27 protein-coding genes and 2 pseudogenes are annotated in these 25,907 nt (G+C 65.3%); 12 read left to right on the forward strand and 17 right to left on the reverse strand.

The features are described from left to right. Positions 1–38 precede the first annotated feature (38 nt). Positions 39–275 (reverse strand): hypothetical protein, encoded by a 237-nt coding sequence (locus ASF30_RS04825; protein WP_055902124.1) that lies wholly within the window; start codon positions 273–275, stop codon positions 39–41. 756 nt (positions 276–1,031) lie between these two features. Further along, the gene (locus tag ASF30_RS04830) at positions 1,032–1,940 is read right to left on the reverse strand and encodes a helix-turn-helix transcriptional regulator (protein ID WP_055902125.1); all 909 of its coding nucleotides are present in this window, start codon (positions 1,938–1,940) and stop codon (positions 1,032–1,034) included. Positions 1,941–2,041: 101 nt separating this feature from the next. Between ASF30_RS04830 and ASF30_RS04835 the strand changes: the two genes are divergently transcribed. From ASF30_RS04835 to ASF30_RS04855, 5 genes are all read left to right on the forward strand, one after another. Continuing rightward, positions 2,042–2,410 carry a carboxymuconolactone decarboxylase family protein gene (locus ASF30_RS04835; RefSeq protein WP_055902552.1) on the forward strand — a complete coding sequence of 123 codons (369 nt, stop codon included), beginning with the start codon at positions 2,042–2,044 and terminating at the stop codon, positions 2,408–2,410. Positions 2,411–2,471: 61 nt separating this feature from the next. Continuing rightward, positions 2,472–3,458, forward strand: a complete 987-nt coding sequence (locus ASF30_RS04840) for an aldo/keto reductase (protein WP_055902128.1) — start codon at positions 2,472–2,474, stop codon at positions 3,456–3,458. Between the two features lie 25 nt (positions 3,459–3,483). Then, a complete protein-coding gene (locus ASF30_RS04845) occupies positions 3,484–4,773 on the forward strand; it encodes a multidrug effflux MFS transporter (RefSeq protein ID WP_055902131.1) in 1,290 nt (429 codons plus the stop codon). A gap of 236 nt (positions 4,774–5,009) precedes the next feature. Then, the gene (locus ASF30_RS04850; RefSeq protein WP_055902133.1) at positions 5,010–5,417 is read left to right on the forward strand and encodes a DUF6855 family protein; all 408 of its coding nucleotides are present in this window, start codon (positions 5,010–5,012) and stop codon (positions 5,415–5,417) included. Positions 5,418–5,601: 184 nt separating this feature from the next. Continuing rightward, positions 5,602–6,411: a class I SAM-dependent methyltransferase gene (locus ASF30_RS04855; RefSeq protein ID WP_055902555.1), complete on the forward strand. Its 810-nt coding sequence runs from the start codon at positions 5,602–5,604 to the stop codon at positions 6,409–6,411. Positions 6,412–6,608: 197 nt separating this feature from the next. On the opposite strand, the gene ASF30_RS04860 is transcribed toward ASF30_RS04855, so the two are convergent. Continuing rightward, positions 6,609–6,959, reverse strand: coding sequence for an ArsR/SmtB family transcription factor (locus tag ASF30_RS04860; protein WP_055902136.1), 351 nt, complete (start codon positions 6,957–6,959; stop codon positions 6,609–6,611). A gap of 88 nt (positions 6,960–7,047) precedes the next feature. Here ASF30_RS04860 and ASF30_RS04865 point away from each other — a divergent pair, with 88 nt between their 5' ends. From ASF30_RS04865 to ASF30_RS04875, 3 genes are read left to right on the forward strand one after another with little or no spacing between them, the layout of a single operon-like run. Continuing rightward, positions 7,048–8,388 carry an NAD(P)-binding domain-containing protein gene (locus ASF30_RS04865; RefSeq protein ID WP_055902558.1) on the forward strand — a complete coding sequence of 447 codons (1,341 nt, stop codon included), beginning with the start codon at positions 7,048–7,050 and terminating at the stop codon, positions 8,386–8,388. Continuing rightward, complete coding sequence (locus ASF30_RS04870; RefSeq protein ID WP_055902140.1) at positions 8,385–8,900, forward strand: GNAT family N-acetyltransferase; 516 nt, start codon at positions 8,385–8,387, stop codon at positions 8,898–8,900. Before ASF30_RS04865 ends, ASF30_RS04870 begins: the two co-directional genes overlap by 4 nt. After that, positions 8,897–9,289 (forward strand): arsenate reductase ArsC, encoded by a 393-nt coding sequence (locus ASF30_RS04875; protein ID WP_055902142.1) that lies wholly within the window; start codon positions 8,897–8,899, stop codon positions 9,287–9,289. Before ASF30_RS04870 ends, ASF30_RS04875 begins: the two co-directional genes overlap by 4 nt. 125 nt (positions 9,290–9,414) lie before the next feature. Here ASF30_RS04875 and ASF30_RS04880 read toward each other — a convergent pair whose 3' ends face one another. The 11 genes from ASF30_RS04880 to ASF30_RS04930 form a co-directional block, all read right to left on the reverse strand. Then, a complete protein-coding gene (locus ASF30_RS04880) occupies positions 9,415–9,720 on the reverse strand; it encodes a YciI family protein (RefSeq protein WP_055902146.1) in 306 nt (101 codons plus the stop codon). A gap of 245 nt (positions 9,721–9,965) precedes the next feature. Continuing rightward, the gene (locus ASF30_RS04885; RefSeq protein ID WP_157496978.1) at positions 9,966–10,133 is read right to left on the reverse strand and encodes a hypothetical protein; all 168 of its coding nucleotides are present in this window, start codon (positions 10,131–10,133) and stop codon (positions 9,966–9,968) included. A gap of 239 nt (positions 10,134–10,372) precedes the next feature. Then, entirely contained in the window at positions 10,373–11,194 is an 822-nt protein-coding gene (locus tag ASF30_RS04890) for an alpha/beta fold hydrolase (RefSeq protein ID WP_082467448.1), read from the reverse strand. Between the two features lie 161 nt (positions 11,195–11,355). After that, positions 11,356–13,032 carry a cytochrome bc1 complex cytochrome b subunit gene (gene qcrB / locus ASF30_RS04895; RefSeq protein ID WP_082467449.1) on the reverse strand — a complete coding sequence of 559 codons (1,677 nt, stop codon included), beginning with the start codon at positions 13,030–13,032 and terminating at the stop codon, positions 11,356–11,358. Then, positions 13,022–14,374, reverse strand: coding sequence for an NAD(P)/FAD-dependent oxidoreductase (locus ASF30_RS04900; protein ID WP_055902158.1), 1,353 nt, complete (start codon positions 14,372–14,374; stop codon positions 13,022–13,024). The genes qcrB and ASF30_RS04900 overlap by 11 nt, the downstream gene beginning before the upstream one ends. Positions 14,375–14,455: 81 nt before the next feature. Further along, positions 14,456–14,905 (reverse strand): hypothetical protein, encoded by a 450-nt coding sequence (locus ASF30_RS04905; RefSeq protein ID WP_055902161.1) that lies wholly within the window; start codon positions 14,903–14,905, stop codon positions 14,456–14,458. Next, complete coding sequence (locus tag ASF30_RS04910) at positions 14,902–15,510, reverse strand: hypothetical protein (RefSeq protein WP_055902165.1); 609 nt, start codon at positions 15,508–15,510, stop codon at positions 14,902–14,904. The genes ASF30_RS04905 and ASF30_RS04910 overlap by 4 nt, the downstream gene beginning before the upstream one ends. A gap of 204 nt (positions 15,511–15,714) precedes the next feature. Continuing rightward, entirely contained in the window at positions 15,715–16,473 is a 759-nt protein-coding gene (locus ASF30_RS04915; protein ID WP_055902168.1) for an SDR family oxidoreductase, read from the reverse strand. Positions 16,474–16,571: 98 nt separating this feature from the next. Beyond that, on the reverse strand, positions 16,572–16,934 hold the full coding sequence (locus tag ASF30_RS04920; RefSeq protein ID WP_055902169.1) for a hypothetical protein: 363 nt from the start codon (positions 16,932–16,934) through the stop codon (positions 16,572–16,574). Next, positions 16,921–17,802, reverse strand: coding sequence for an RNA polymerase sigma-70 factor (locus tag ASF30_RS04925; RefSeq protein WP_055902170.1), 882 nt, complete (start codon positions 17,800–17,802; stop codon positions 16,921–16,923). The genes ASF30_RS04920 and ASF30_RS04925 overlap by 14 nt, the downstream gene beginning before the upstream one ends. A gap of 187 nt (positions 17,803–17,989) precedes the next feature. Next, positions 17,990–18,727: an alpha/beta fold hydrolase gene (locus ASF30_RS04930; RefSeq protein ID WP_055902172.1), complete on the reverse strand. Its 738-nt coding sequence runs from the start codon at positions 18,725–18,727 to the stop codon at positions 17,990–17,992. A gap of 318 nt (positions 18,728–19,045) precedes the next feature. On the opposite strand from ASF30_RS04930, the gene ASF30_RS04935 reads away from it, so the two are divergent. Beyond that, positions 19,046–19,489, forward strand: a complete 444-nt coding sequence (locus ASF30_RS04935) for a GNAT family N-acetyltransferase (protein WP_055902174.1) — start codon at positions 19,046–19,048, stop codon at positions 19,487–19,489. A gap of 134 nt (positions 19,490–19,623) precedes the next feature. Here ASF30_RS04935 and ASF30_RS04940 read toward each other — a convergent pair whose 3' ends face one another. Then, positions 19,624–20,574, reverse strand: coding sequence for an alpha/beta hydrolase (locus ASF30_RS04940; protein WP_055902177.1), 951 nt, complete (start codon positions 20,572–20,574; stop codon positions 19,624–19,626). A gap of 244 nt (positions 20,575–20,818) precedes the next feature. Between ASF30_RS04940 and ASF30_RS04945 the strand changes: the two genes are divergently transcribed. The 3 genes and pseudogenes from ASF30_RS04945 to ASF30_RS23110 all read left to right on the forward strand — a co-directional run bounded on the left by ASF30_RS04945 (position 20,819) and on the right by ASF30_RS23110 (position 22,953). Beyond that, positions 20,819–21,751: an alpha/beta fold hydrolase gene (locus ASF30_RS04945; RefSeq protein ID WP_055902180.1), complete on the forward strand. Its 933-nt coding sequence runs from the start codon at positions 20,819–20,821 to the stop codon at positions 21,749–21,751. A 496-nt stretch (positions 21,752–22,247) separates the two neighbouring features. Then, a pseudogene (locus ASF30_RS23565) lies at positions 22,248–22,513 on the forward strand (alkyl sulfatase dimerization domain-containing protein); the annotation flags it as partial. 35 nt (positions 22,514–22,548) lie between these two features. Continuing rightward, a pseudogene (locus tag ASF30_RS23110) lies at positions 22,549–22,953 on the forward strand (alkyl sulfatase C-terminal domain-containing protein). A 168-nt stretch (positions 22,954–23,121) separates the two neighbouring features. Here the strand turns inward: ASF30_RS23110 and ASF30_RS04960 are convergent. Continuing rightward, a complete protein-coding gene (locus tag ASF30_RS04960) occupies positions 23,122–24,453 on the reverse strand; it encodes a DUF1254 domain-containing protein (protein WP_055902187.1) in 1,332 nt (443 codons plus the stop codon). Between the two features lie 417 nt (positions 24,454–24,870). Further along, positions 24,871–25,644, reverse strand: a complete 774-nt coding sequence (locus tag ASF30_RS04965; protein ID WP_235480265.1) for a CPBP family intramembrane glutamic endopeptidase — start codon at positions 25,642–25,644, stop codon at positions 24,871–24,873. Positions 25,645–25,907 lie beyond the last annotated feature (263 nt).

Genomic DNA, 25,907 nt, shown 5'->3' on the forward strand with positions numbered 1-25,907 from the left:
CCCTCATCACTCACTGTCACCGACCGCTCGACAGCCGATCAATCAGCAGGCGGCACTGCGACCTGCGAAAACGGTCGCGGCTTCTTCACGCTAATCGGTGAGCTGGAACGCTGACATCGCCTGGTCGAGGTGTTCGCTGGAAGTTCCTGGGTGCGCTGCATCTTCTCCAGGTAGCGGGCGCTGAGTTGTGGGAAGCCCTCCACGATACGGTCCACCGCGTCGTTACGTGCCCGTTGATTCTCGTCCTGCACGTAGTCGAGGGTGATGTCGAACATGCGCCGAAGCGACCGCCAGACCGGCTCATCAACGGGTCGCTCATCGCGATCGCAGCGGGTGCTGTGGTGACATCGGCCGAGATAAGTCGGTGAGGACGCCAACCATCCTCTTGATACTGACGAGATGGAAGCCCGCGGATAGGCAGTCAGTCGTCTGGGTCGATCACTTCGTCCTCGCGAAGCACGCGGGTGGGGCTCATGGGACAGACATATCCGGCGGGTACGAACTCAGCCCGCGGTCCGCCGACCCTGACGTCTCGAGAGGGCTTCATCGCCTCGCTGACGCGCACTCCGTGCTCTCGGCATATCTTCATGGTGTTGGGCATCCTCATCTTCGCGGGGTGGCCCCGCCACAGCAGGGGCCACTTGTGACACCAGATGTTCGAAGGCTGGTATTACTCGACGGCGTCATACGGGCTCCCTTCCGTGCTGGCGTCGTCGCCAACCAGGCCACTACGGTAGGCCGCGACGATCGCGGGTGGAGAGGGCTTGACTTCAGCTTCTTGCGCGCGTCCAAATACCCGCATTCACTGGTCGATCCTGAGCCGCATAAGGGATGTGGAGTCTCATCGGCGGGGGGATCGAGCCGCGTGAGGAACCTTCGCACGCCGTCGTGCGATAGGTCGAGTGAGAACTAGGCGTGACGCCGATCGTCGGACCGATCATCGGCGCATAGGTGGGCCCTGTTTGCCGGCATCAGCAAGGTCACGTCACGCCAGCGGCGCATGGGATCGCAGAGCGTCGGGGAGGTTGTTGTCAGTCGACTGCAGGGCGAGGGCCGGTCGTACCCGTCGACTCGATCATTCTGCGGCTCGCCTTCCCGGGGGCTGACCAGCTTGCGAGCAGTCGGAGCCGTTCCTCCGAGGAGGTTCCGGGTTCGGCGGTGTAGATCAGCAGCGTGAGGCCATGATCGGAGGTGAGTGTCAGGTCTTCGTAGACGAGAGTGACATCGCCGACGATCGGGTGGTGGAAGGTCTTCACGCCGGCTCCGTGTTCTCGCACGTTGTGGGCACCCCACCGGGTGCGGAAGGCGTCGCTGAGGGTGGAGAGTTCGCCGACGAGATCCTGCATGCCTTTGTCGTAGGGGTTGCGGCCGGCTTCGGTGCGCATGATGGCGACGACGATGTCGGCGGCGATCTCCCAGTTCGGGTAGAACTGTTTGGCCCGCTGGTCGAGGAAGTTGTAGCGGGCGATATTGCCTCGGCCGGGGCCGTCGAACACCTCCGCGTAGAAGGCGCGGCCCAAGTCATTCGTACCGAGGATGTCCATACGTCCGTTGCGGACGAAAGCCGGACCACCGGTGATGGTGTCGAGCACGAGCTGAAGCGAGGGGCGAACGGCGGTCGACCTGTTGGGGCGGCGTCGCGCTTTCGCGTTGATCGGGGCGTTGGCGATCCGGGATAGATCGAACAAGTGGGCTCGTTCGGCGTCGTCCAGCTGCAGCGCGGTGGCGACCGCGTCGAGAACACCATCAGAGGCGCCGGCGATGTTGCCGCGCTCCAGTTTGGCGTAGTACTCGACGCTGACATCGGCGAGCATCGCCACTTCGCCGCGACGAAGGCCGCTCACACGCCGGTTGCTTCCGCCGGTGATTCCGGCATCCGCGGGGGTGAGCCTGGCTCGCCGCGAGGTGAGGAACTCGCGGACCTCGTCTCGGTTGTCCACGCAGTCGACGCTACGCCAGTGACTCCTGCTGAGGGATGCACTGCCGGTACACGTTTCGCAAGGGACTGCCTCACGTCTCCGCATGGGCGTTCACTGGGGTCATGCCACTCGACACTGATTCTCCGACCACCGGCTGGACCGGAGGGCAACGCGCCTTCGGCGACTTCGCCCCCGGCCTCGTTCACTACACCGACCAGGTTCTCTTCGACGAGGTGTGGGAGCGGCCCGGCCTGTCCAAGCGTGACCGCAGCCTGGTCACCGTCGCTGCATTGATCGCTGGAGGAAACATCGACCAGCTGCGTTTCCACCTGCCGTTCGCCCACGACAACGGCGTCACCGAGCAGGAACTCATCGAAGCGATCACGCACCTCGCCTTCTACACCGGGTGGCCCAAAGCCATGTCGGCGATGAACGCAGCCAAGAGCGCATTCGCGCCGGACCGTGTCAACGAAGACGACCAGAACGACTGAACCGCCCTCCGGCCCGTCACGGCCGATCCTGCGGAAGAACACCCAGCAAGGAGCACGACTCATGCACACACGCACACTCGGACAGGGACTCCAGGTCTCGGCCATCGGCCTCGGCTGCATGGGCATGTCCCAGAGCTACGGCCCGAACCCGGGTGATCGGCAGGCAATGATCGGCGTCCTCCGAGACGCGGTCGAGATCGGCATCACCTTCTTCGACACGGCCGAGGTGTACGGCCCATTCGTCAACGAAGAACTCGTCGGTGAGGCACTCGAACCGATCCGCGATCAGGTCGTCATCGCAACCAAGTTCGGCTGGCGGATCGAAAACGGCAGGTCTGTGGGGCTGGACAGCACCCCGGACCGCATCCGCCAGGTCGCCGACGATTCCCTCCGCCGCCTGCGCGTGGACACGCTGGACCTGTTCTACCAGCACCGTGTCGACCCGGACGTTCCGATCGAGGACGTCGCCGGGACGGTCGGGGAGCTCGTCCAAGCGGGGAAGGTCCGCCACTTCGGCCTCTCCGAGGCGGCGGCCGGAACCATCCGTGCTGCACACGCCGTGCACCCGGTCACCGCTGTGCAAAGCGAGTACTCGCTGTGGACCCGTGACCCGGAACCGGAGATCCTTCCCACCCTCGCTGAACTCGGCATCGGATTCGTGCCATTCAGCCCGCTCGGCAAAGGATTCCTGACCGGCACCGTCAAGCCGAACACCGCGTTCGCTGATGGCGACGTGCGCGGCACCATCCCACGATTCAGCTCCGAGAACCGGACCGCCAATAAACTCCTCGTCGACCACGTCGCCGAACTCGCCGCCACCAAAGGCGCATCACCGGGCCAGGTCGCGCTCGCCTGGCTGCTCGCGCAACGACCGTGGATCGTCCCAATCCCCGGCACCCGACGACGTGAACGCCTCGAAGAGAACGCAAGGGCGACCGTCGTTGCCCTGTCCGCGGACGAACTCGCCGACCTGAACGCGGTCGCGTACACCATCGGCGTGCACGGTGACCGGTACAACGAGCAGCACATGAGCTACGTCGGCCGCTAGTCCGACCCGACAACGAGACAGACCCGTGTCCGAATCACCCAGCGACGCTCGACCCGCGGAGAAGACACCCGCATTCAGTCGACTGCTGCCCACACTGCTGCTCCTGCTGACCGTGTTCGGCCCGATCTCGATGGATCTGTACCTCCCCGCTCTTCCCGCTCTCACCACCGAGCTCGGAGCAGCGACATCCATCGCGCAGTTGACCGTCACCGCCTGCCTGATCGGACTCGCTGGCGGTCAGTTGATCGCCGGGTCCCTCTCCGACCGATTCGGCCGCCGTTGGATCCTGCTGATCGGCACCATTGCCTATATCCTCACGTCCGTACTGTGCGCGATCAGCCCAGGCGTGGAACTCTTGATCATCGCCAGACTGGTTCAAGGCTTCGCCGGCGGCGTCGGCATCGTCATCGCCCAAGCCGCCGGACGTGACATCTACTCCGGCGGACCGCTGATCCGGTTCTACGGACGACTGACCGTCATCGGCGGATTAGCCGCGATCGTCGGACCGCTCCTCGGAGGCCTGCTCAACACCGTCACCGACTGGCGAGGACTGTTCCTCTTCCTCGCCGCCATCGGAGCTGGGATCCTCATCGCCATCCTCCTCATCTTCCGCGAGACTCTCCCGGTCGAGCATCGCACCCGCGGCGGATTCGCCCACATCCTGCACGACTTCCGCACACTCCTCGCGGACCGCGCATTCCTCGGCGCCGTGCTCACCCAAGGCTTCCTCTACGCCGCCCTGTTCGCCTACCTTTCCGGCGCTACCTTCGTACTGCAAGGCATCTACGGCCTCTCCCCACAGGAGTATGCGCTCGCATTCGGGCTGAACTCCGCCGGATTCATGCTCTTCGGATACCTCGGTGGCCGCAGCGCCGAAAAATGGAGCATCCCCGGCACCCTCAGCATCGGTATTCTCATCGCCGGTCTGGGCGCTGCCGGCATACTCGCTTCCGGCATCACCGCGCTGCCACTGTGGGTGATCATCGTCTCGCTGCTTGCCCTCGCCAGCGGGGTCGCCATCTCATCACCACCCGCAACGACCATCGCTCTGGTCGGCTACCCGCAGATCGCAGGCACCGCCTCATCCCTACTCGGCATGGTGCGATTCGGGTTCGGAGGCATCGCCGCCCCGCTCGTCGGAATCGCCGGCGCAACCAGCATCCTGCCCCTCGGCATCGTCACGATCACCAGCGTCGCCCTGGCCGGAACCGCGTTCCTGACCCTAGCTCGGCGATCCCCTCGTCTGCCGAGAGCAAGCGCGGCCATCAGCACCGCCCCAACGCCACGCACCGACGAGCCAGCGAGACGAAAGTAGGGCGCTACGGTGCTGGCTTGCCAGGCGGGTTACAAAGACTCAGATCGCCGAGACACCGACTACCAATCGGGGCGGTAGTCGCCCGCTGCCCGCTGCCAGCTGCCAGCTGCCTGGGCGACGGAGACCGACATTCCGCGCCCGTATCCGAACGGCGACTGAGCTTCATACCACCCGAATTCGGCCCTGGATTCTGCGCGGGCGCGGTGCCAGACTGGCCGGGTCGAGAAGAGGGAACCATGGTCGACGGCGACGGAACCCAGTCGGATCCTTGGAGGCTCACCACGGCCCCGGGCAGTTCAAGCTATGAGATGTACCGCGACGAGGCGAGCGATCCGCCCGCTCTCGTATGCGTCGTGGGATCGACGACGCTGAAGTACCACCTCAGCGCGGTGGACGATCTGGCGGCGTGGCTCCGCGCGCAAGGGGACTGGGTGCCGTTGGGCGCAGCAGACGAGAAGAAGGACGCCGCCGCCGGCACCGTCGAGGCGTGGGGTCGTTCCGCCCAGAATCCGGTCGGAGGATGGTACGGACTCCGGAACGGGTATCGCGGCCGGTTCGGGATGTATCTTCCGCCTCTGCTGGAAGCGCTCGGCCTGGCCGAACTCACCCACGGCCCGCGCAACAACAGCATCCGCGCCATCTGAGACGTGGTCGCTCGGGCGACGCGCAGGGGTGTTGCATCGGCCGGGGCGTCACGCCAGCGGAAGCTGCTGTCCTCCCGGCGCACCGATGGGCATGGTCCATGGCGCCGGCCTTCAATGACGCGCATACTGTGCGTACCGGCACCGGCCGGCACCGAGTTCTACCTGCCTTGGACGAGGAGTGATCATGCCGAACTCTGACGCCGCCTTCGAAGGCTCCATCCCGGTCATCTACGAGCGATATCTCTCGCCGTTGCTCTTCGAGCCCTACGCGGTTGACATCGCACAACGCATCGCTCCGCTTGCCCCGCGACGGCTGCTCGAGACTGCGGCCGGTACCGGCGTCGTCACCCGCGAGCTGGAACGGGTGCTCGGCGAGGACACGGTCATCACGGCCACGGATCTGAATCAGGCGATGATCGACGTCGCCACCACGACGCGGGGATCCGGCCACGCCACGTGGACGCAATGCGACGCGATGGCGCTGCCCTTCGACGGAGACAGCTTCGATCTCGTCGCCTGCCAGTTCGGGGTGATGTTCTTTCCCGAACGAACCCGGGCGTACCAGGAGGTCGCCCGGGTGTTGGCGAGCGACGGCGCGTTCATTTTCACGGTCTGGGACAGACTCGCAGTCAACGAGGTCACCCGCATCATCGCGGACGCGTTGACGGCACGGTATCCCGAGGATCCTCCGTCGTTCTTCGAACGCGTGCCGTTCGGGTACTTCGACGTCGACCTGATCCGGTCACAACTGATCGAATCCGGCTTCTCCGAGGTCGCCGCCGAGACGGTGATCCTGCCCAGTCGAGCAGACGCAGCGCTCGACGCGGCGATCGGAGTGTGTCAGGGCACCCCGGTGCGAGCCGAGATCGAATCGCGGGAAGCCGACGGTCTGCAAGCGGCAACGGACGACGCGGCGCGGGCCCTGGTCGCACGCTTCGGCACAGATCGTCTCGAGAGCACCATGCAGGCGATCACTCTGACAGCGCGGCTGTGAATCCCCAGTCGCGGTCCGAACAGATGGCGTCGGTAGGAGTCTGTCGGGGCCATTTCTGACGCAATGGAAAATGGTGTGGTTGGACGTGCTGATGCTCACCGCGAGTCCACCCATCGGTTTGCGCACGTCCCCGAACCACCTGCGGCCGCGTTCTGTGCTCGCACGGCGGCATTCAGCCGTGGCCCACACCAATCCCGTCAGTCGGTGAGGAGGACCTGGGCGAGACGGTCGAGAGAACCGGGGACGAGCTTGTAGTACGCCCATGTGCCGCGTTTGGAGCGGGTGAGGTAGCCGGCATCCATGAGGATCTTCAGGTGGTGGGAGACGGTCGGCTGGCTGAGCCCGATCGGATCCGTGAGGTCGCACACACAGGCCTCCTCGCCTTCGGAGGCTGCCACGATCGAGATGAGTCGGAGCCTGGTCGGGTCCGCCAGCGCCTTGAACAGCAGCGCGGTCTTCTCGGCATCCTCTGCGGAGATGGTCTCCTTCGTCAGCGGAGTGCAGCAGGCGTCCGGCTGCAGCAGGGGAAGCTCGATCAGACCGGTCATGGAACACACTGTACCCGAATATTGACAAACGTCGATGGATGTTCCAAGCTCAACGCATCGACATTCTTCGATGCTCTGGAGGAGCACTGTGACCCTCATCGATCTGACCGCACCGGCCGTCCGCGACAACCGCTTGGATGTTCTGCCTGTCGCCGTCATCGGCGCCGGACCGATCGGACTGGCCGCTGCCGCGAACCTCACCGAACGCGGCATCCCGTTCGTCGTCTACGAGGCCGGTGACGCTGTCGCTGACTCGATCGCGCAGTGGGCGCACATCCGCCTGTTCTCCCCCTGGAAGCACCTCGTCGACCCTGCATCGCGGCGACTGCTCGAAGACGCCGGATGGCAGCATCCAGCCAACGACGGCTTGCCCACCGGCGGTGAGCTCATCGGTTCCTACCTGCACCCGCTGGCGGCACTGCCACAGCTCGCCGAACACATCCACACGGGCGTGGAGATCGTCGCCGTGAGCCGGGCAGGGATGGACCGCACCCGAACCGCCGGCCGCGCCCAGACGCCGTTCCTGCTCCGCCTGCGCGACGACGACGGCACCGTCACCGAGGTCACCGCCCGCGCCGTCATCGACTCCTCCGGCACCTACCGGAGCCCCAACTCGCTGGCCTCCTCCGGATTGGACCCGCTCGGACTGCCTGAGGTCGCCGACCTCGTCAGCCATGCCCTGCCCGATGTGCTGGGTCATGACCGTATCCAGTTCGCTGGCCGCCACACCGTTGTCGTCGGCGCCGGCCACTCCGCCGCGAACACGCTGCTCAACCTCGCCCAGCTCGCCGACACCGAAGCAGGAACCACCATCAGCTGGGTCATCCGGAACGCGTCAGCGGTACGGGTCACGTCTTCGGCCGACGATGAGCTCGCCGCCCGTGCATCGATCGGCCGTCGTGTCGACCAGCTCGTCGCCGACGGACGCATCGAGGTCGTCGACAGGTTCGAGATCATCCGCCTGCACCGCGACGATGACCGGATCGCCCTCACCGGCAGCCGAGCCGGGACCGTCACCACACTGACCGGCGACACTGTCGTGAACGCCACCGGCTTCCGACCCGACCTCGACATGCTCCGCGAGATCCGGCTCGACCTGGACGAGATCGTCGAAGCACCCCGCCGGCTCGCACCACTGATCGACCCGAACATCCACAATTGCGGCACCGTCGCCCCGCACGGGGTCACCGAGCTGCGCCAGCCCGAACCGGACTTCTACCTCGCCGGGATGAAGAGCTACGGACGCGCCCCCACGTTCTTCCTCGCCACCGGATACGAACAGGTCCGCTCGATCGTCGCGCACCTCGACGGCGACCACGCCGCCGCATCCGCCGTCGCCCTGACCCTCCCCGCCACCGGTGTGGGCTCCTCCGATCAATCGTCTGAGGCATCCTGCTGCGGAACCGCCACTGAGGCGTCCTGGTCATGATGGACGTTCGCCCGATGGTCCCTAGTGACTGGCCGGATGTCCGCGCCATCTTCGCCGACGGGATCGCCACCGGCCAGGCCACCTTCGAGACCGAGCCCCCGCGCGACTGGGAGCGGTTCGACACGAGCAGACTCAACGACCTCCGGCTGGTGGCGGTGGCCGCGGACCGGGTGATCGGCTGGGCTGCAGCGACGCCCGCCTCCAACCGACCTGTCTACCGAGGAGTGATCGAGCACTCCGTCTACGTCGCCGCCGGTGCCCGCGGGACCGGTGTCGGACGGCTGCTCCTCGATGCCTTCATCGCCGCCGCCGACCTGGCTGGATACTGGACCATCCAGTCCTCCGTCTTCCCGGAGAACACCGCCAGCCTGCGCCTGCACGAGACCGCCGGCTTCCGGACCGTCGGTCGCCGCGAACGGATCGCGCTCATGTCCCACGGGCCCCACGCCGGCGCCTGGCGAGACACCATCCTCATCGAACGACGCAGCACCACGAACGGAGCAACCCCATGACCGAGCCCACCATCCTCTTCGTCTGCGTCCACAACGCCGGCCGCTCCCAGATGGCCGCAGGCTACGCCCACGCCCTGTCCGGCGGTCGCGTCACCGTCCTGTCGGGAGGGTCGGAGCCCGGAACCGCCATCAACCCGGTCGCGGTCGAAGCGATGCGCGAGGAGGGCATCGACATCAGTCAAGCCGTCCCCCAGTTGCTGCAGACCGACGATGTCCGCGCCGCCGACGCCGTCATCACCATGGGCTGCGGTGACGCCTGCCCGATCTTCCCTGGCAAGCGCTACGAGGACTGGGAACTCGAAGACCCCGCCGGTCAGGACATCGACGTGGTTCGGCGTGTCCGCGACGATATCAAGGTGCGGGTGCAAGAACTTCTCGCAGACATCTGACCCACGAGGAAGCCCCACGGTCAACGCGGCAGGCCTCTCCTCATTCAACTCTCCCCCTACTACCCAGCCTCGCCCAGGGGCGCTTCGTGCCCGCTGAGCGGCGAAACGTGGCAGGCTGCCACAAACTACTGGTTGGGGCGCGCCCATTCTTCGAGGACTTCGACGCTGCCACCGAATGCGAGGTTGGGGCTCTTCTTCGCCATGGCGACGGCGGCTTCCAAGGATTCGAACTCGACCATGGACGCGCCGCGCGCGATGCCATCGGAGTCGTGCACTCCTGACGAGGTCACAAACTTCCCGCCCGAGGTACGGATCCCGTAATCCTCTTGGACGGCGGCGTTCCAGGCACCCCATGCCTCCCGGTTCTCCGCGACACGGTCGGCGGGTACGGGGTCAGGGCCAGCCCGGTAGATGAATAGGAACGACGGCATCTGTCAATCATTCCACTCCCCCCTCGAGAGCAAACCGGATGACGGGCTGATCCTGTTTCAGCAGTATTTGGACTCCGACTCCGCGCGCTGGAGCGACCGGCGGAAGGCTGCGACCCGTGCACTCGCCGACGCGACAGCAGCCAGTGAATGTCTGTACGACATCCGATTCCGTTTTGCCGCACCCGGCGAGGAGGGCAGCGCGTCGGATCCTCTATGACAGCTCAACCATCGTCAACTGACGCGGCTCACGCGTCTGGGTGCCGGCTGTGGTCCTCGAGGTCGGGCTCGGCCCGCAACACGTCGGCGATCTCCTCCTCCGGCCGCGGCGGGATGGTCTCGTCAGCCTCGAGCTCAGGAAAGCTGGGCTCATCCGCGGAGGGGATGTGGTGGTCAGGAGTGTTGTCATCGGACACGGCGAATCCTTCGGTCGGCATCACCGACAGCGTATGCCGATCCTTGATCGGATTCCGAGACACTGGCGCACGGCCGGAATCCGCGAGTTCCTGGTGCCGGGAGCTACGCGGCTAGAACAACCTGCCGCGCCCGCTCACGCCACGCCACGCCACGCCACGCCACGCCACGCCACGCCACGCCACGCCACGAGGAGCGGATCCCATAGACAGCTCTGGCGCTGTCGTCTAGAAGCCATTCGCTAACCAGCAAAGAATGTCTCCAGCCGCTGCGCCACAATACGTGGAGAACTCTCATCGGGAGCATTGTGGTCAGCACCGTCAAGCATCGCCACGCGAGCAGTTGGGATCATCCGTTGCAGAGGATCGAGTACCCCAGTGAGATACGTGGGAGTCTTCGAGCCACCGAGGAGAAGCGTGTCGGCGGTGATCTCTGCGTAGTTCGCTCCGTCGGAGTCGAGTCTCATGATCTCCCTGATCTCAGGTGGTGTGGTCGGCATCAGGCTCCGCATCTCCGCGCCATTCCTCCCACCCACCATGAGAGCGCTGAGAGCACTGAACACGAAGCGAGGGGTTGAGGCCGGAAACGGAGTCAATCGAGTCCGTTTGAGGAACAGGGACATCGCAGCGATGTGACGGTTCGCGGCAAGGAGTTCCTCGAATTCAGGCAGGAATGACGCATCGAAAGAGCCGTTGAGGGACACGCCGGGTTCATAGACGGCGAGTTGCTGGATGCGACGATCCCCGCGCGCCGCCTGAAGCGCGATCAGGCCGCCGTAGCTGTGACCGAACACGAGTCCGGCATGCTCGGCGCGTTGAACCGCTCGCAGATCCTCGATCTCGCGGTCAAGCCCATACGCAGCGCCTTGGGGGCCGCTAGCGCCGCGCCCTCGCCGGTCGATCACTGAAACCGCGAAACGGTGGGCAAGCTCGCCTACTAGCCGGCGATAGTTGTGGGCCATCCGGTTATTGCCGGGCACGATCACCAGACCCGGACCAGTACCCACGTGCGCATAACTGATCTCGGTGCCGTCACGTGAAACAACTGATCGATATTCCGCCATCCAACAAGTCTGATGGCCGGTACTTTCATCGCTCTCACGCTGCGCTTACACGGCAGCGTTCGCGGTGCCGGGCCGGCGGACAGCGGACAGCCGCAGAGGGATCGCTCACCGGGACAGTGCAGGCTCGATACCACGGCAGGCACGACCAGCACGTGGTTTCGTCATGCCACCTCCACGCGCTGGGCATCTTCGACCTCCACGCGCTGGGCATCTTCGACATGAGCTGATCCTGCAGGGACGACGCCGGTGGTCGGCTGGCCGAGTTCGCCAGGAGGAATGGGTGCGAGTGTGTCAGCGAAGAAGAACCGAGAGATCCGAGCTCGCAGTACGTTCACTGGCCGGAGTCGCCCGCGTTCATCAGGGCGGGCCTGGTATGGGTTCTGGTCGTTGGCGCTCTGGAGGCTCCATCGTTCGTAGGTGTCCACCGCTTGATGGATTTCCGTGTACTCGCCGCCGGGGAGCCGTACGATCCGTCCTGTCTCGAATCCGTGCAGCAGCAACTCGCGGTCCTTGTTCTGCAGCGCGAGGCAGATGCGTCTGGTCAGAACGAAGGCGATGATCGGTCCGACGAGCAGCAAGACCTGGAACGTGTGGACGACGCTCTCGATTCCGAGCCGGAAATGCGTCGCAGCGATGTCGGCGCTCCCCGCTCCCCACAGAGCTCCGAAGAACACGATCCCGGCAACACCGAATCCTGTACGGCCCGGAGTGTTTCGGGGTCGGTCGAGGAGGTTGTGGTCGCGACTGTCACCGGTTGTCCATTCCTCAATGAACGGATAGGCCACCACTGCCAGGAGGAAGAGGCTGACGACGACCAGCGGTATCAGGATTGCGAGCGTCCACGTGTGTCCGAGCCATTCGACCTCCCAGCCCGGCGGCACGAGACGCAGAGCACCGTCGAGGAAGCCGGTGTACCAGTCCGGTTGGCTGCCTGCGGAGGCGTCTCCTGGGGACGACGGACCGTACAGCCAGGATGGGCCGATCGTCACTGTTGCCGATATGAGGACGAGAAGTCCGCTGACGATCGCGAAGAGACCGAATGCTCGGGTCGCAGCTGCCGGCCAGAGGGTGAGGCCCACCACGTTGCGTTCCGTCCTTCCCGGACCTGCGAACTGGGCTGGCTTGCGCGACCATCCGACCCGGATGCGTGCGGCGAGCAAGAGGATCAGGGCGCCCGGCACCAGTGCAACATGGATCGGGTAGAGGTTCTCGATGATTGACCCGGGGAACTCGCCTCCGAACAGAATGGATGCGAGGGACGTCCCGACGACCGGTATGCCGAGCACGATGCCTTCGACGATGCGAAGACCAGTCCCCGCGAGCACGTCGTCCGGGAGCGCGTACCCGCTCCACCCTCCGACGAGCGCGACGATGAGGGTCAAGAACAGGAGGACCCAGCCGAGTCGTCGCGGACGTCGGAACCCACCGGTGAAGTAGGTGACGAGGAGCTGCAGGATCAGGGATGCCGGCAGGAGAAGCGCCGCCCAGTGGTGCGCCTGACGTATGAGCATTCCGCCTTGGACCTCGAATGAGATGTTCATCGTGGACCGCATTGCTTCGGACATCGTCACCCCATCCAGTGGGGCGTACCGCCCGTTGTAGATGACGGGGGCGCTGGAGGGTTCGTAGAGGAGCGTCAGGAACACGCCGGTGACGAAGATGACGGCGACGCAGGCCATCGAGACCACGCCGAACATGTTCGTCCAGTGCAGTGGAACACGCCGGGTGCGGAGCTCGGCGACGAAGGAGCTCAGCCTTCCGCCAAGCGGAGTGGTTGCGAGCAGGTGAGCTGCGCGGTCGGTGAGGGGCCGCCTCGGCGCACGTCGGTCAATGGGCATCAGAAGCTCCGACCCGCGGTATGTCGAGTGTCGGATCACCGCCGCGCACGAATGCTTCCCGGGGATGCTGGACAGACAGCAGGGAGACGATGTCCCTTCCGAACAGCAGTGCTGAGAACCAGACGAGCAGTACCCGCACCTTGCGTTCCCATGTCGGTATCGCCAGGACGTGGTAGCCGCGGTGCATCAGCCAGGCGAGCAGGCCGGTCACGGTGAGGCTCCGGTACTGGAAGATGCCTCGGCCGATGCCCAGGGTCGCGACGACCCCGAGGCTGTGGTGGACGTAGTCCCGGGTGCGCCCGCCGCGGATGCTGGCCGCGATGTTCTTCGCGAGGTGCTTGCCCTGCCTGACCGCGTGTTGGGCGTTGGGAACCGTTCGTGCGCCCGGCAACGGCGATGCGAGGTCGGGAACTGCCGCGTCGTCGCCCGCAGCCCATGCGTCTGCGACGGGGTCGCTGTCGGTTCCGACGCGGAGGTCGGCACGAACGATCACGGAGCCGCGGGCATCGATCGGGAGGTCGGTGTGCTGTGCGACGATCGGGTTTGCGGCATTTCCGGCTGTCCACACGACGAGGGGCGAGTCGAATCGTTCCCCGGTTGACAGGATGACGTGGCCGCTGTCGACGGACAGCAGCTGGCTGTTGAGGTGCACGTGCGCCCCGCGTTCCTCGAGAGAACGCACAACCCATGCTCCTGCCTTGTCCGTGACTTCGGGGAGTATCCGGCCGGAGGCCTCCACGAGGTGAAGACCGAGCTCGGAGAAACTCACCTCCGGGTACGACTTCAGCAGCGCGGTCGCGAGTGAGAGCAGCTCTGCACATGCTTCGACGCCGGCGAACCCGCCGCCCACGACGGTGACGGTCAGGAGGCGGGACCGATCTGGTCCGGCAGGCATGGTGGATGCGCGGTCGAACGCCGTCAGCAGGCGGTCGCGGATCGCGACAGCCTCTTCGACGTGTTTCAGGCCGATCGCTTCGTCACTCAGGCCCGGGATAGGGAACTTGCGAGTGACGGCGCCGGCAGTCACAACGATGATGTCGTAGCCGACTGCGAACTCGGGCCCGTCCTTCGGCGCAGCGACTACGGTCTTCGTCGCATGGTCGATTCGGATGACAGTCGCAGAGATGAGCTTGGTGCGTCGTAGATGGCTTCGCAGCGAGACTGCGGCGTGGCGAGCTTCGATGGACCCCGCTGCGACTTCGGGCAGGAAGGGTTGGTAGGTCATGTACGGGCGGGGATCGATGATCGTGATCTCAGCCTCATCACGACGGAGCTTCTTCTCCAACTTCCACGCCGTGTAGAACCCGGCATAGCCTCCGCCTACAACAAGAATCTTCCTCACGATCGTCTCCTCTCACTAAGTAGGACCGGATGCCGAACGAATCTGTGACCGGTGAGGACCGTCCGCGGCGATGCTCGGCCGCTACACGGTGTTCCAGTGACGCTGGGTCTCCGGATGAAGGCGAATCCACACCATGCTGATCAGCTCGCCCGCGAAGTCGACGGTCATCGCCGCGGTCGCTGTGCCGTCTCGGCTGAGTACGAGACCGGCCTGCCCATTCACGGAGCGCTCGACGATGACCAAGCCGTCTCGGCTTCGCATGCCGTGGCGCAGCAGCGCGACGGCGTCATCGGTTCCTCTCACCACCCTGATCGTCGGTGGAGTCGTCTCGCCGGAGTCCACGACGACCGTTATTCCGGGATCGAGGAGAGCAGCGAGGTCCGCCGCATCCGCGTGCTCAGCTGCCAGACGGAACCTGCGCACTGCTCTGTAGTGCATGGGTCTGGCCAGCCATTCCCACATGGTGGGCCAGGCACGGCTGGTGCCAGCCGCATCGTTCCGGATCTGCTGTTTCGACGTGAGTGTCATCATGCACCCCTGCTACCAGCGATGACCGCACGGACGCGGCGACGCTGGTAAGCGAACGTTGCCACCAACACGAGGATGCCTGCGAGCACGCCAGACCCCGTGGCGGCCGTATTCGACGCACCGACTCCGACGCTCAAGGCGAGAGCCGTGATCGCACCGCCCAGCACGGCGTTGACCACGCCGATCATGCTGGCCATTCCGAAGAGGATGGACCACTTGGAATAGTGCACACCGTATTTCCCGGTGGTGAGGGGATCCTCCTCGGTGAAGAACGTTGAGGCGTACGGGCCGAGGGTGGCGTAGTGAGCTCGGATCCGTTCCATCCGGCGTGCGACCGTGATGTTCTCGATGGTGGTGTCCACCAGGCGTACGACCGTGAACCATCCGAGGACCCAGATGGTGGGGAGGACCGTGAAGGCGAGTGGGCCGAGGAGACCCTCGGAACTGCTCGTGAACCCGATCGCCACCAGGCCACCGGACAGTGTGGACAGATAGACCATGCAGCGAGTTCCGGCTTCACTGATCGTGGAACTGGCGATCGACTGGAGCAGGAATTGCTCAGATCCCAGCGCACCCAACAGGGCGGGAGCATCCTTCTCTTCGGACATCTTCTGACTCCATTCCCGCGGGTATCGGCCCGCAAACTACGACGACCGGCGGCGCACTCCCTCCGTGACAGTCGCACGGTGGTTCCCTTCGGCGGGCCAGCCGGTCACGCCCGAGGGAGCGCATGCCGGCGTCTCTCACGTGGCGTGACGCGGGCTGACCCTCCGGGGGGGGCGGATGCTGAAAGCCCTGGATGCGCTGGCGCGCTACACGGCTGTCGGCTGGGCGGCGAGCCAGTCCGCGAACGTGGTGGTCGAGAGCTGGGCGTCGGCGCTCTCGGGCACAAGCTCGGTGCCTGTGATCTTCGTGCCGAAGTAGGTGGCCTCAGGGTCGCCGATCACGACCCGGGAGTCGCCATTGGCTGCCATGGCAATACGCACGAGCTCGTCCTGGGGAATGCGCTCGGGTCCACCGACTTCGACCGTGCCGTTGATTGGATCGTTGGCCGCGACGCGGGCGACTGCCGCCGAGACGTCCGCTGCCGCAATCGGCTGCATGAGTCCTGTGGACAGGCGTGCAGTGCCGCCGACGGTCGCTTCGTCAGCGATCCGTCCCACGAACTCGAAGAACTGCGTGGCCCGAACGATCGAGTAGGGCAGTCCCGACTCCTTGATCAGTTTCTCCTGAGCCACCTTCGCCCGTAGGTAGCCGCTGCTCGGCAGGCGCTCGGCGCCCACGATCGACAGGGCCAGGTGATGGGTGACGCCGGCCTCACGCTCAGCAGCGAGCAGGTTGGCGGTCGACGTGGTGAAGAACGCGAGCACGTCGTCATCAGCGAACGACGGCGAGTTCGACACGTCGACAACCACCTGTGCGCCACCGAGCATTTCCGCCAATCCCTCCCCCGTGATGGTGTTCACACCCGAGTTCGGCGACGCAGCAACGGCCTCGTGGCCGTGTTGGGCGAGGCGCTCGACGACCTTGGACCCGATGAGGCCGGTACCTCCGATGACGACGATCTTCATGACTTCACTGCCTTCTGTCAGGGCAGCGGCTGGTCCGCTGCCTTCATGAAGCTCAGACCGGGCACCCATGCGATCTGTGACGGCATTTGAACACTCGTTCAGTGGGTCGAATGGCGCCGATTCCAGCTCGCGAGCTTCGGCGGCGACGTGCATAGCCATAGTTTCGCGATCGCTGTCGCGCCCTCGACGCTGAGCACACCGATGACCTCACCGCCCGAACGCCGAAGGGCGAGGCCCGTCTGCCCGTTGACGTTCGCCGTGAAGAAGCCAGCATCTGGATGTCGCGTCTGGAGATCGTGAAGTGCACTGACGACACGCATGCGGCCGCTCACCTCGCCGCCGGACTCATCACCGGAGTCGGTGACCAGGGATACGTCACGGTGCAGGACACTGACAAGAGCAAGGTCGTCGCCGTGGTCCAATGCGGCGCGCAGGCGAGCGGTCAGGTCATACGACGGCACGAAGGGTCACTGCCTCGAGCTTGTGAGGATTCATCATCCAGAGCACCTGATCGATGCCCGTGGCGCCCGCTACGACAGTCAGTACTGCGAAGATCGTGCCGTCCTTCGACAGGAGCACCGAAGCCTGGCCGTTGGTCTCGGATTCGACGGTGTCAACGCCATCCCAGAAATGCGTGTGGAAGGCGCGAATGAACTTCGCGACCCGCTCGCGGCCGATCACCGGGAACTTCGAAGCTCGCACGACCCCGCCGCCATCGGAGTACGAGACGACATCCTCGGAGAGGAGGTGCTCCAGTTCGACGAGATCGCCGGTCTTCGCTGCAGTCAAGAACGCGGTGAGCAGCCTCCGCTGCTCGGACTGCGGCACCTCACGCCGGCGTTCACCTGTCAGGTGCTTCCGCGCTCGAGAGACGAGTTGCCGGGCAGCGGCCTCGGACACCTGCACGATCTCACAGATCTGTTCATAGGGGTACGCGAAGGCCTCGCGCAACACGTACGCCGCCCGCTCCGTCGGGGTGAGGCGCTCGAGCATCACGAGCACCGCGAAGCCGAGCGCTTCAGCGCGCTCGGCGCCGAGGGTCGGATCCGCGCTGGTGTCGACCGGCTCCGGCAGCCACGGCCCGATGTAGGTTTCCCGCTGCGCACGCGCCGAGTGGAGCGCATTGATCGCCAAGCGGGTCGTCACGGTTGCCAGGAACGCTGGGGGGTCTTGCACCAACGTGCGGTCAGTCCCCTGCCAGCGCAGCCACGCGTCTTGGACGATGTCCTCCGCCTCGCTTGCGCTGCCGAGCATCCGATACGCGATGCCGAACAGCCTTCCGCGGACGGCCTGGAAGGCGGCGAGTGCATCGTCGAGGGTTGCATCCATTTCTCATCCTGCCGGTCGGTCGAGGAACACCAGCTGTCCTTGCCAACTCTGACCGGTTGTAACGCACAGTTGTGACGTGATCAAGGGAATCCCCTGAAAAGAGATGCCGTGTGACCGCTACTGCGGTGCGAGTGCGCGGGACAGAAGTTCGCCCCGCGCACTCCGAGCATGGAGCTGCGGCCGTGGATTATGCGGCTGCACGGTCCTGGGTCACGCCGCGGACCGCGTCCAGGATCGTTGCTGCCACTGCTTCGGGCTGCGAGACGCTGACGGCGTGCGAGGCACCCGTGAGTTCGGTCGTGCCCCGCGAGCCCGCGCGTTCAGCGCCGGCGCGGAACACCGCCGCCGGGATGTTGCGATCCTCGCTGCCGAACACGTGCCATGACGGGCGGTCCTTCCATCCGGGCGTCGTCGCCTGCACTGTGTCTTTCAGGGCGGTCTCCGTCACGGGACGCTGAGTCGCACCCATGAGGCCGGCGACCTGCACAGGCACGTCGGCGGCGAACTGGTCGCGGAACAAGGGTCGGCGGATCACCAGTTCCACACCTCCGGTCGAGATCGGGTGAGCGTCGAGGGAGTCGCCGAGCGTGGAGCCGGGCTCGCTTGCAGAGAGCGTGAAGGCGCTGTCCCCGGGCTCGGGCACGAAGGCGGAGGCGTACACGAGGCCGACGACCTGGTCGTTTCCGGCGGATGCCTCGCTGATGACGAGTCCGCCGTAGGAGTGGCCCACCAGCACTACAGGCCCGTCGACGGAAGCGATGACGTCCCGAACGTAGGCGGCGTCGCCGGCGAGGCTGCGGAGCGGGTTGGCGACCGCGACGGAGGTGATGCCCTCGGCGTGGAGGGCGGCGATGACGCCGTTCCAGCTGGCGGACTCCGCGAATGCGCCGTGCACGAACACGACGGTCGGATTCTGATCTGACATGACTGATGCCCTTCTCGAACCCCCGTCCGCCCGGTGCGGACGGGATACACACTCTGACCACGAGGGATGGCGACTTGTGACGACGTCGTCCGTTTCGTGAGCTCGCCTGCAGAAGGCCACTGGAGCGATTTTCCTGTTCAGTCACAACTCTGTGGTCAACCCGGTCACTACTTACGACAGGCTCGGCCGAGTCGTGAGAGAAGAGCGGGAGTACCGGGTTTCAGGCGGCCTTCTCGGAGGTTGCGCCAAGCAGAGCATGGCTGGTCCCACCCGCCGCCGAATCCTGTCATGATTCGCAATCGACCCTAGGAGGTCCTCATGAGTGCAGACGATGAAACCCGACCGTTCGAGTACCCCGATTCCGCCGGCTACCCTGACGGCGCCGGATTCCTGGACGAGGGCACAACAGCCCCTGTTGACGACGTGACGCTGAGGGCTGTCCGTGAGGTCGATCGACCCTCAGACGACGCCGACTCCGAGATCCAGTTGCGTCACCGATCCGAGGACCATGTCTACGCTGCGCTGATCGACGGCAAGCAGATCGCGAGCGTCCGATATGACGTCGAGGATGGTCGGGTGATCATCCGTGACACGACAGTGGAATCGGAGTTCCGCAATCGGGGCATCGCCTCAGAACTCATCGCCGATGCACTCGACGACATCCGTGATCGTGGCACGCAGGTTACGGTGCAGTGCCCGGTCGTCGCTGCGTTCATCGCCGAGAACGGGCAATACGCGGACGTGATCGCTCCAGAGCGATAGGGCGTGACATTCGCGCTCTGCGGCTACGACACGTTCACCGCGCTCCCTGAAGGAACGCGATGAACGAGTCGTAGGTCGGGACCAGCAACGCGGCGGTGCGCTGAAGCGCAGTCGTCACCTGGTCCCCCACGCGCTCAAGAGCGCCCGAGGGCTTTGCGGAGCACGTGCACTGCCTGCTCGACTGCGGCGGTCACGGCAGGAGAGGGCCGGAGCGGGTTCAGCATCATGAAGTCGTGCAGGGTGTTGTTGTATCGCACGCTCGTGGTCCGCACCCCTGCCTCCGCGAGTCGCCGCGCATACGCTTCGCCTTCATCGCGGAGTACGTCGTTCTCGTCGGTCAGCAGAAACGCCTCAGGGAGTCCAGCCAGCTGTTCGAGCGACGCGCGAAGCGGTGAGGCCGTGATCTCGGCCCGCTTCGAGACATCCGGAAGGTAGCTGTCCCAGAACCACGCCATCGCCGCCGCCGTCAGGTACGGCCCGTCCACGAATTCCCGGTAGCTGTCGGTGTCCTGGGCAGCGTCGGTCACGGGGTAGTAGAGCGACTGGTGCACGAAGGACACGTCGCCGCGCTCCTTGGCCAGGATCGTCACCGCCGCGGTCATGTTCCCGCCGACGGAGTCGCCGGCCACCGCCAGTCGCTGGGCATCCAGGCCCTTCTCCGATCCGGATCGGGTGATCCACTGGGCGGTGGCGTAGGCCTGCTCGATGGCGACCGGATACTTCGCCTCTGGCGAGCGGTTGTACTCGACGAACACCACGGCGGCATCGACACCGACTGCGATCTCGCGCACGAGCCTGTCGTGCGTGGCGGCGTCGCCGATGACCCAGCCACCGCCATGGACGTAGAGGATCGTCGGCAGCAGACCAATCGAGCCGGCCGGCTTGACGATCCGTACCCGCACGTCGCCGACGGCTGCGCGAACGGTGATCCACTCCTCGTCGATGTCGAGCTTCGAGATGGGAGCGGCCTGCAGGTCGTCGAGGACCTTCCTGGCGCCGTCCGCGCCCAGTTGATAGAGGAACGGGGGTGTCGACGAGGCGTCGGCGATGGCCTGGGCCTCGGGGTCGAGGATGTGCGCGTTCATGATGGGTGCCTTCCGTTGTGCGTCGTTCGTCGGACAGGAACATCTCTGACGGATGCTCGTGCCAGCTACGACCGGGTCCAGCGGCCGACTGTGACAGACGGACCAACGCTGTGGACGGCTCCGTCGACCCTCGTCACGCCCTCGTCACAGAGCGGCGCTCTGCCCGGTCGAAGCTGATGGCATGGTCGTGCCAACGTGCCAGGCGATACGCCATTGACGAGCCATTGCAGGAGAGGGAGCACACATGACTGGGACACATCGTCTCGAACCGCTGCGACACATCCGAACAGCGCACCTCGATGTCGCCTACTTCGAAGCAGGTCCAGCAGAGGGCCCGCCGGTGTTGCTGTTGCATGGATTCCCGTATGACATCCACAGCTACGTCGACGTCGCGCCGACGCTGGCCGACGCGGGCTATCGTGTCATCGTGCCGCACCTGCGCGGGCACGGTGACACACGCTTCCTGGACGACACCATTCCCCGCAGCGGCCAACAGGCCGCGCTGGGACGGGATACTCTCGAGCTCCTGGATGCTCTTCAGATTCCTCAGGCGATCCTCGCGGGCTATGACTGGGGCGGCCGCGCTGCCTGCGTCGTCGCAGCACTGTGGCCCGAGCGCGTGACCGCCCTCGTGTCCGTCAACGGGTACCTCATCCAGGACATCAGCGCATCGATGCAGCCCATACGCCCGGACCTGGAGGCGGGCTTCTGGTACTTCTTCTATTTCCTCACCGAGCGTGGTCGTGCCGGGCTCACGGACAACCGGCGGGGCATCGCTGAAGTCATCTGGCGTCGCAACTCGCCGGATTGGGCGTTCACTGAAGGTGACCTCGACCGTGCCGCGGAAGCGTTCGAGAACCCCGACTACGTCGACGTCGTGATCCACTCGTATCGGCACCGACTCTTCCGCGTATCCGGGGCCGCCGAGTACTCCCGGCTGGAAGCCCAGCTGGCGCAGTTGCCCTCCATCTTCGTGCCGACCATCACCTTGGACGGTCTCGCCGACGGTAACTTCCCTGCCCGAGACACTGCCATAGCCGGCGCACGATTCTCCGGACCGTACGAGCACCGCCAGGTTCCGCACGCGGGTCACAACCTGGCGCAAGAAGCACCGCTCGCCTTCACGGAAGCGATACGGGACGCTGCGGCACTCGCCGAGCGGGCTGCTGCCGCCTAGCTCGCAGCCGACCGCCCGGGTTGGATCCGCATGCGGGCGCTAAGAATGCAATCAATTTGCAGACTCGGTTTAGACCCATGCCACGGGACCCGCTTCAGGATGGACGATGGCGGTAGCTGGGTCGTAGACCTGGACCATGTCTGCGAGTGAGCGGCAAATGGTCGAGACACAACGTCGCTTGGACCTGGCTTGCTTGCCAGTGGCAATTGACACCGATTGAATGGCGGGCAGGAGCACACGATCGACGGCGTCCGGATCGTGTTCCAGCTCGCCCCGGGCACCGAGGCTCCCGCCGAGATGCATTTCCACCTGCCCGACCATCGGGCGTTGTGCGTGGCGGAGAACGCCACCCACGCGCAGCACAACCTGCTGACTCCAGACGTTGCGGCTGCTGAACAAGGGCCACGTCGGCTCGGAGGTCGCCGAGATGGTGTAACTCCCGCCGGCACTCGAGCGGGCGTGGCACGCGCGTGGCTACTACGGATCCGTCAGCCACAACGTCAAGGCGATCTACAACCGGTACATGGGGTGGTTCGACGGCAACTCGGCCCATTTGTGGCAGCACACCCCCGTCGAGCAGGGCAAAGGTACGTAGGCTACATGGGCGGAGCCGCCGCCGTCCTCGAACGCGCACGGCAGTCGCTGGCCGACGGTGATCTGCGCTGGGTCGCCGAGGTGGTCAGTCACGTCGTGTTCGCAGAACCGGACAACGCCGAGGCGAAGGCTCTCCTGGCAGATGCCCTCGAACAGCTCGGGTACGGAGCCGAGAACGGGACCTGGCACAACGTCTTCCTCGCCTGCACCCACGAGCTGCGCCACGGCAACTTCGGACCCCCGTCTCGAGCAGTTCCGCCGACACTCTCGCCCAGCTCACCCCACCGCAGATCTTCGACGCCATCGCGGTGCAGATCGACGGCCCACGCTCCTGGCACGACACCATCTACCTGGATGTCGTGCTGCCGGACCGCGAAACGACCTAGAGGGTCACCCTGCGCAACGGCGTCCTCACCCACACCGCCGCGTCGTCGAAGCGACCGGCGGACGTGACGATCACAGTCCCGTCTGGACGTCTCTTCGCCGCGCTGACCGCTGCCGATCCGGCCGGCGCCGGCGGCGAGACCACCGGCGACGCTGGCGCTCTCGCACGGCTGCGCACGTACATCGACTCGCCAGACCCCGACTTCGCAATAGTCACACCCTGACTCCGGCGAGGGGTGAAGAAACCAACTCCGGTTCCACGGAGGAGCGGCCTGAACACCAACGCTCGAATTCTCAACGGTACAGACCCGCCGGTCCGGCCAGGTCCGCCCTGTGCCGCGAAGGTACTGATCGTGTGGACCGAACGGTCATGAACGAGATCCGGGCGCGACCTACCTGACGCGTTCCACCTTGGGCGGCAGCCACGTGCCATCGATGATCGCTTGCTTCGGCCAATAGGCGCGGATGTACACGGAGAAGGCGTCAGCCGGAGCTGGCAGCCAGTTGCTCGCAGGCGCATCGGCCGGCAGTTCATTGCCGACGTAGAAGGTCAGTGAGCCGTCGTCGCCGAACTGCAGGTCCGGGTTCTTGGTGCCGAGCGAGTACCGCCCGAGTTCGTTCTCGTAGTAGAAGTGGTGCTGGTTGTACAGGGTGAGAGAGAAGAATCCGTCGACCGGCGGGAGGCCGTCGGCGGTGAAGGTGACTGTGTACTTGTGGGTGCCGTTGAGCTGGTTACCGTCGACGTCGGTGTCGGTGAAGACGTACTTCGTCTCCTGGGGCGTGTTCTCGAACATGTTCGAGCGGGCGATCGCCGTTCTGGTGAGGTAGTCGGTGCCGAATGCCGAGTTGTTCTTCGGCGAGTACCATCCGTTGCCCGCACCGGGGCCATTGTGTTCCCAGCGGAGCAGGGGCGTGATCAATTCCTTCTCCGCTTCCCGCGCGGCTTCGACCAGCGCCGCCTTCACCGATGAGTCGGCATCTGCAGCTTCGAGCAGGGCGCTGAATTGCTGGTACAGGGCGTCCTCGCCGGGGAGTGGTGGCACGGTTGCGAGCACCTCGACAAGCTGGTCGAAGAAGGTGTCGGGGTTCACCCAATGGATCTCTCCCTCCGCCGCCGCTTCCGGCACCGGGAAGCTGGGCACGTTCGCCCAGTCGTACTCGTGGACAGCGCCGTCGAACTCGTCGAGCGGGTAGATGTTCAGCTTCGGGATCAGGTCGGCGACCGCGGCTCGATCCTCCGCCGTGTCCTCGATGAAGACCCGGGGACAGAATGCGGCGAGGGCGGTCGATGACCGGAAGACGCCGGTGATGCCGTCAGGGATCTCCCCGTCCCAGTTCGGTCCGACAACGGCGTAGAAGCCCGGTTCGGTTCCGTACTGCTTGCCCAACTGCGCGAACGAGTCCGTGCGGTGATCCCACGCGGCGGCAACCCAGAAGCGGTCCCCGAAGTCGGGGATCTGGAACACCGCCGGCTGCTCGTCGAGGCTCCCGAATCCGAACCCGTAGAGCACGTCCTGGTTCGTGCAGGCGACGAAACGCTGGCTGGGTGCGATGTAGTCGGTCATCATGCATACCCGACCGACTGGAGCGTTCGGGAGAACGCCGCCACGCATTCCAGGCTCCGGAACCGAGGTGAGGCCAGTGCGTCGGTTGATCATCGACACCATCGGCCACCCCCACACATACGCGAATCGCCCGACGGCCTTCACATAAGCGTCAGTCATCGTGGTGCCTGAAATCGGTCCCGGAACAGTTGTCGACATCGACGCCCCCATCTCGAGTTCCCACAGTCTAGGGAACGTCCTCCCATCCTGTACCGGGGCGGCAGGTTAGTCGAGGGCGCTTGCGATGTGCGAACGTCCGCGCAGCTCGAAGACTGGGCGTCGCACACAACCTTGGAGGCCTAGACAGGGCCTACCGGCCCTTAGACAAAAGCAGGCTCCGGTCCGGATAGCCCGGTGCCGAAGCCTGCTCCCTATTCACCCCGTATCAGCACTTCCTCCCGAGGGGGCTACCTCAGCGGGGCACCGCTGGAGACCCCACCAGCACCATGGGGCAAACAGGCGAGAGCCCTGCCGATAAGGCGGGGCTCTCGGTGGTTGATCGGGTTGGCGCGCGATGTTCTTGTATGGCCGGGCGTCCTACTTGAGCCGCTCGCTGGAGCCTCGGATGACGAAGGCGACGACGATGAGCCCGAGGACGCCCGCGATGATGTTGAGGATGCCACCGAATGCCGCGAACGGGCCAGGGGTGCCGTGCCCGACGGCGAAGGTCGAGAAGTCCCAGAGGCCGTGCAAAACCATCGCCCAGATGAGCGTGCCGGTCGTGCGGCGCAGGATGTAGAAGACCGTGCCGCCGAGGAACGCGAGCCCGACCTGCTGGAGGGTGGGCGCGAGGCCCTGTCCCGTGAACACGTTCGTCAGGTGCATCACGGCGAACAGGGCCGAGCTGATGAACCACACCCAGCCTTCACCGAGCTTGCTGCGGAGGCCCACGACGAGCAGGCCACGGTTCGCCATCTCTTCGGTGAAGCCGACGAGGATGAGCACGATCGACGCGGCGAAGAACCCTGCGTCGTAGGAGCCCCAGTCGGTGCTCGCCAGGTTGATCAGGAGCGCGACGGCCATCAGGGCGGGGACGAAGACCGGCCAGCGAACACTGTGCTGGCGGTCGAACAGTGACGGCCGCCACCACCCCAGCAGGCTCGCGGTGACAGCGAGGAAGATTGTTCCGATGATCAGCGAGAGGCCGGCGCCGAGGAAGAGGTTGCCGCCGTTCTCTCCCCACTCGGTGTACGGGATGCCGCTAAGGCTTTGCACGATGAACACGAGCAGGACGTACGCGGCCCAGATGGCGAGGCCGATCCAGACGCGAGGACGAACACGCAGCTTTGTGGGGGTGAATGTGTCGGACACAGGCGCCTTTCGGAGGGGGCGGTGATGGGTGCTCAGCTGAATCTATCGGTGAAGCGCTCCAGGACGAGGCCAGACGCACGCGCCGTTTTCCCGACGAGCTCGAGTACGTCTCGCGGCCGCCGCCCGCAAACCGGTCCTTACGAGGGCGGCGAGGACTGAGATGCTTTCCACACAGTCGCTGAGTGAATCCGCTTGCCCACAAGCCTCAGCGGAGCGGATAAATGACCGCCTTCAGAGAGGGTTGTCGGAGCTTCCCGGTGCTG

Source organism: Leifsonia sp. Leaf264 (assembly GCF_001422325.1).
GTDB lineage: Bacteria > Actinomycetota > Actinomycetes > Actinomycetales > Microbacteriaceae > Orlajensenia.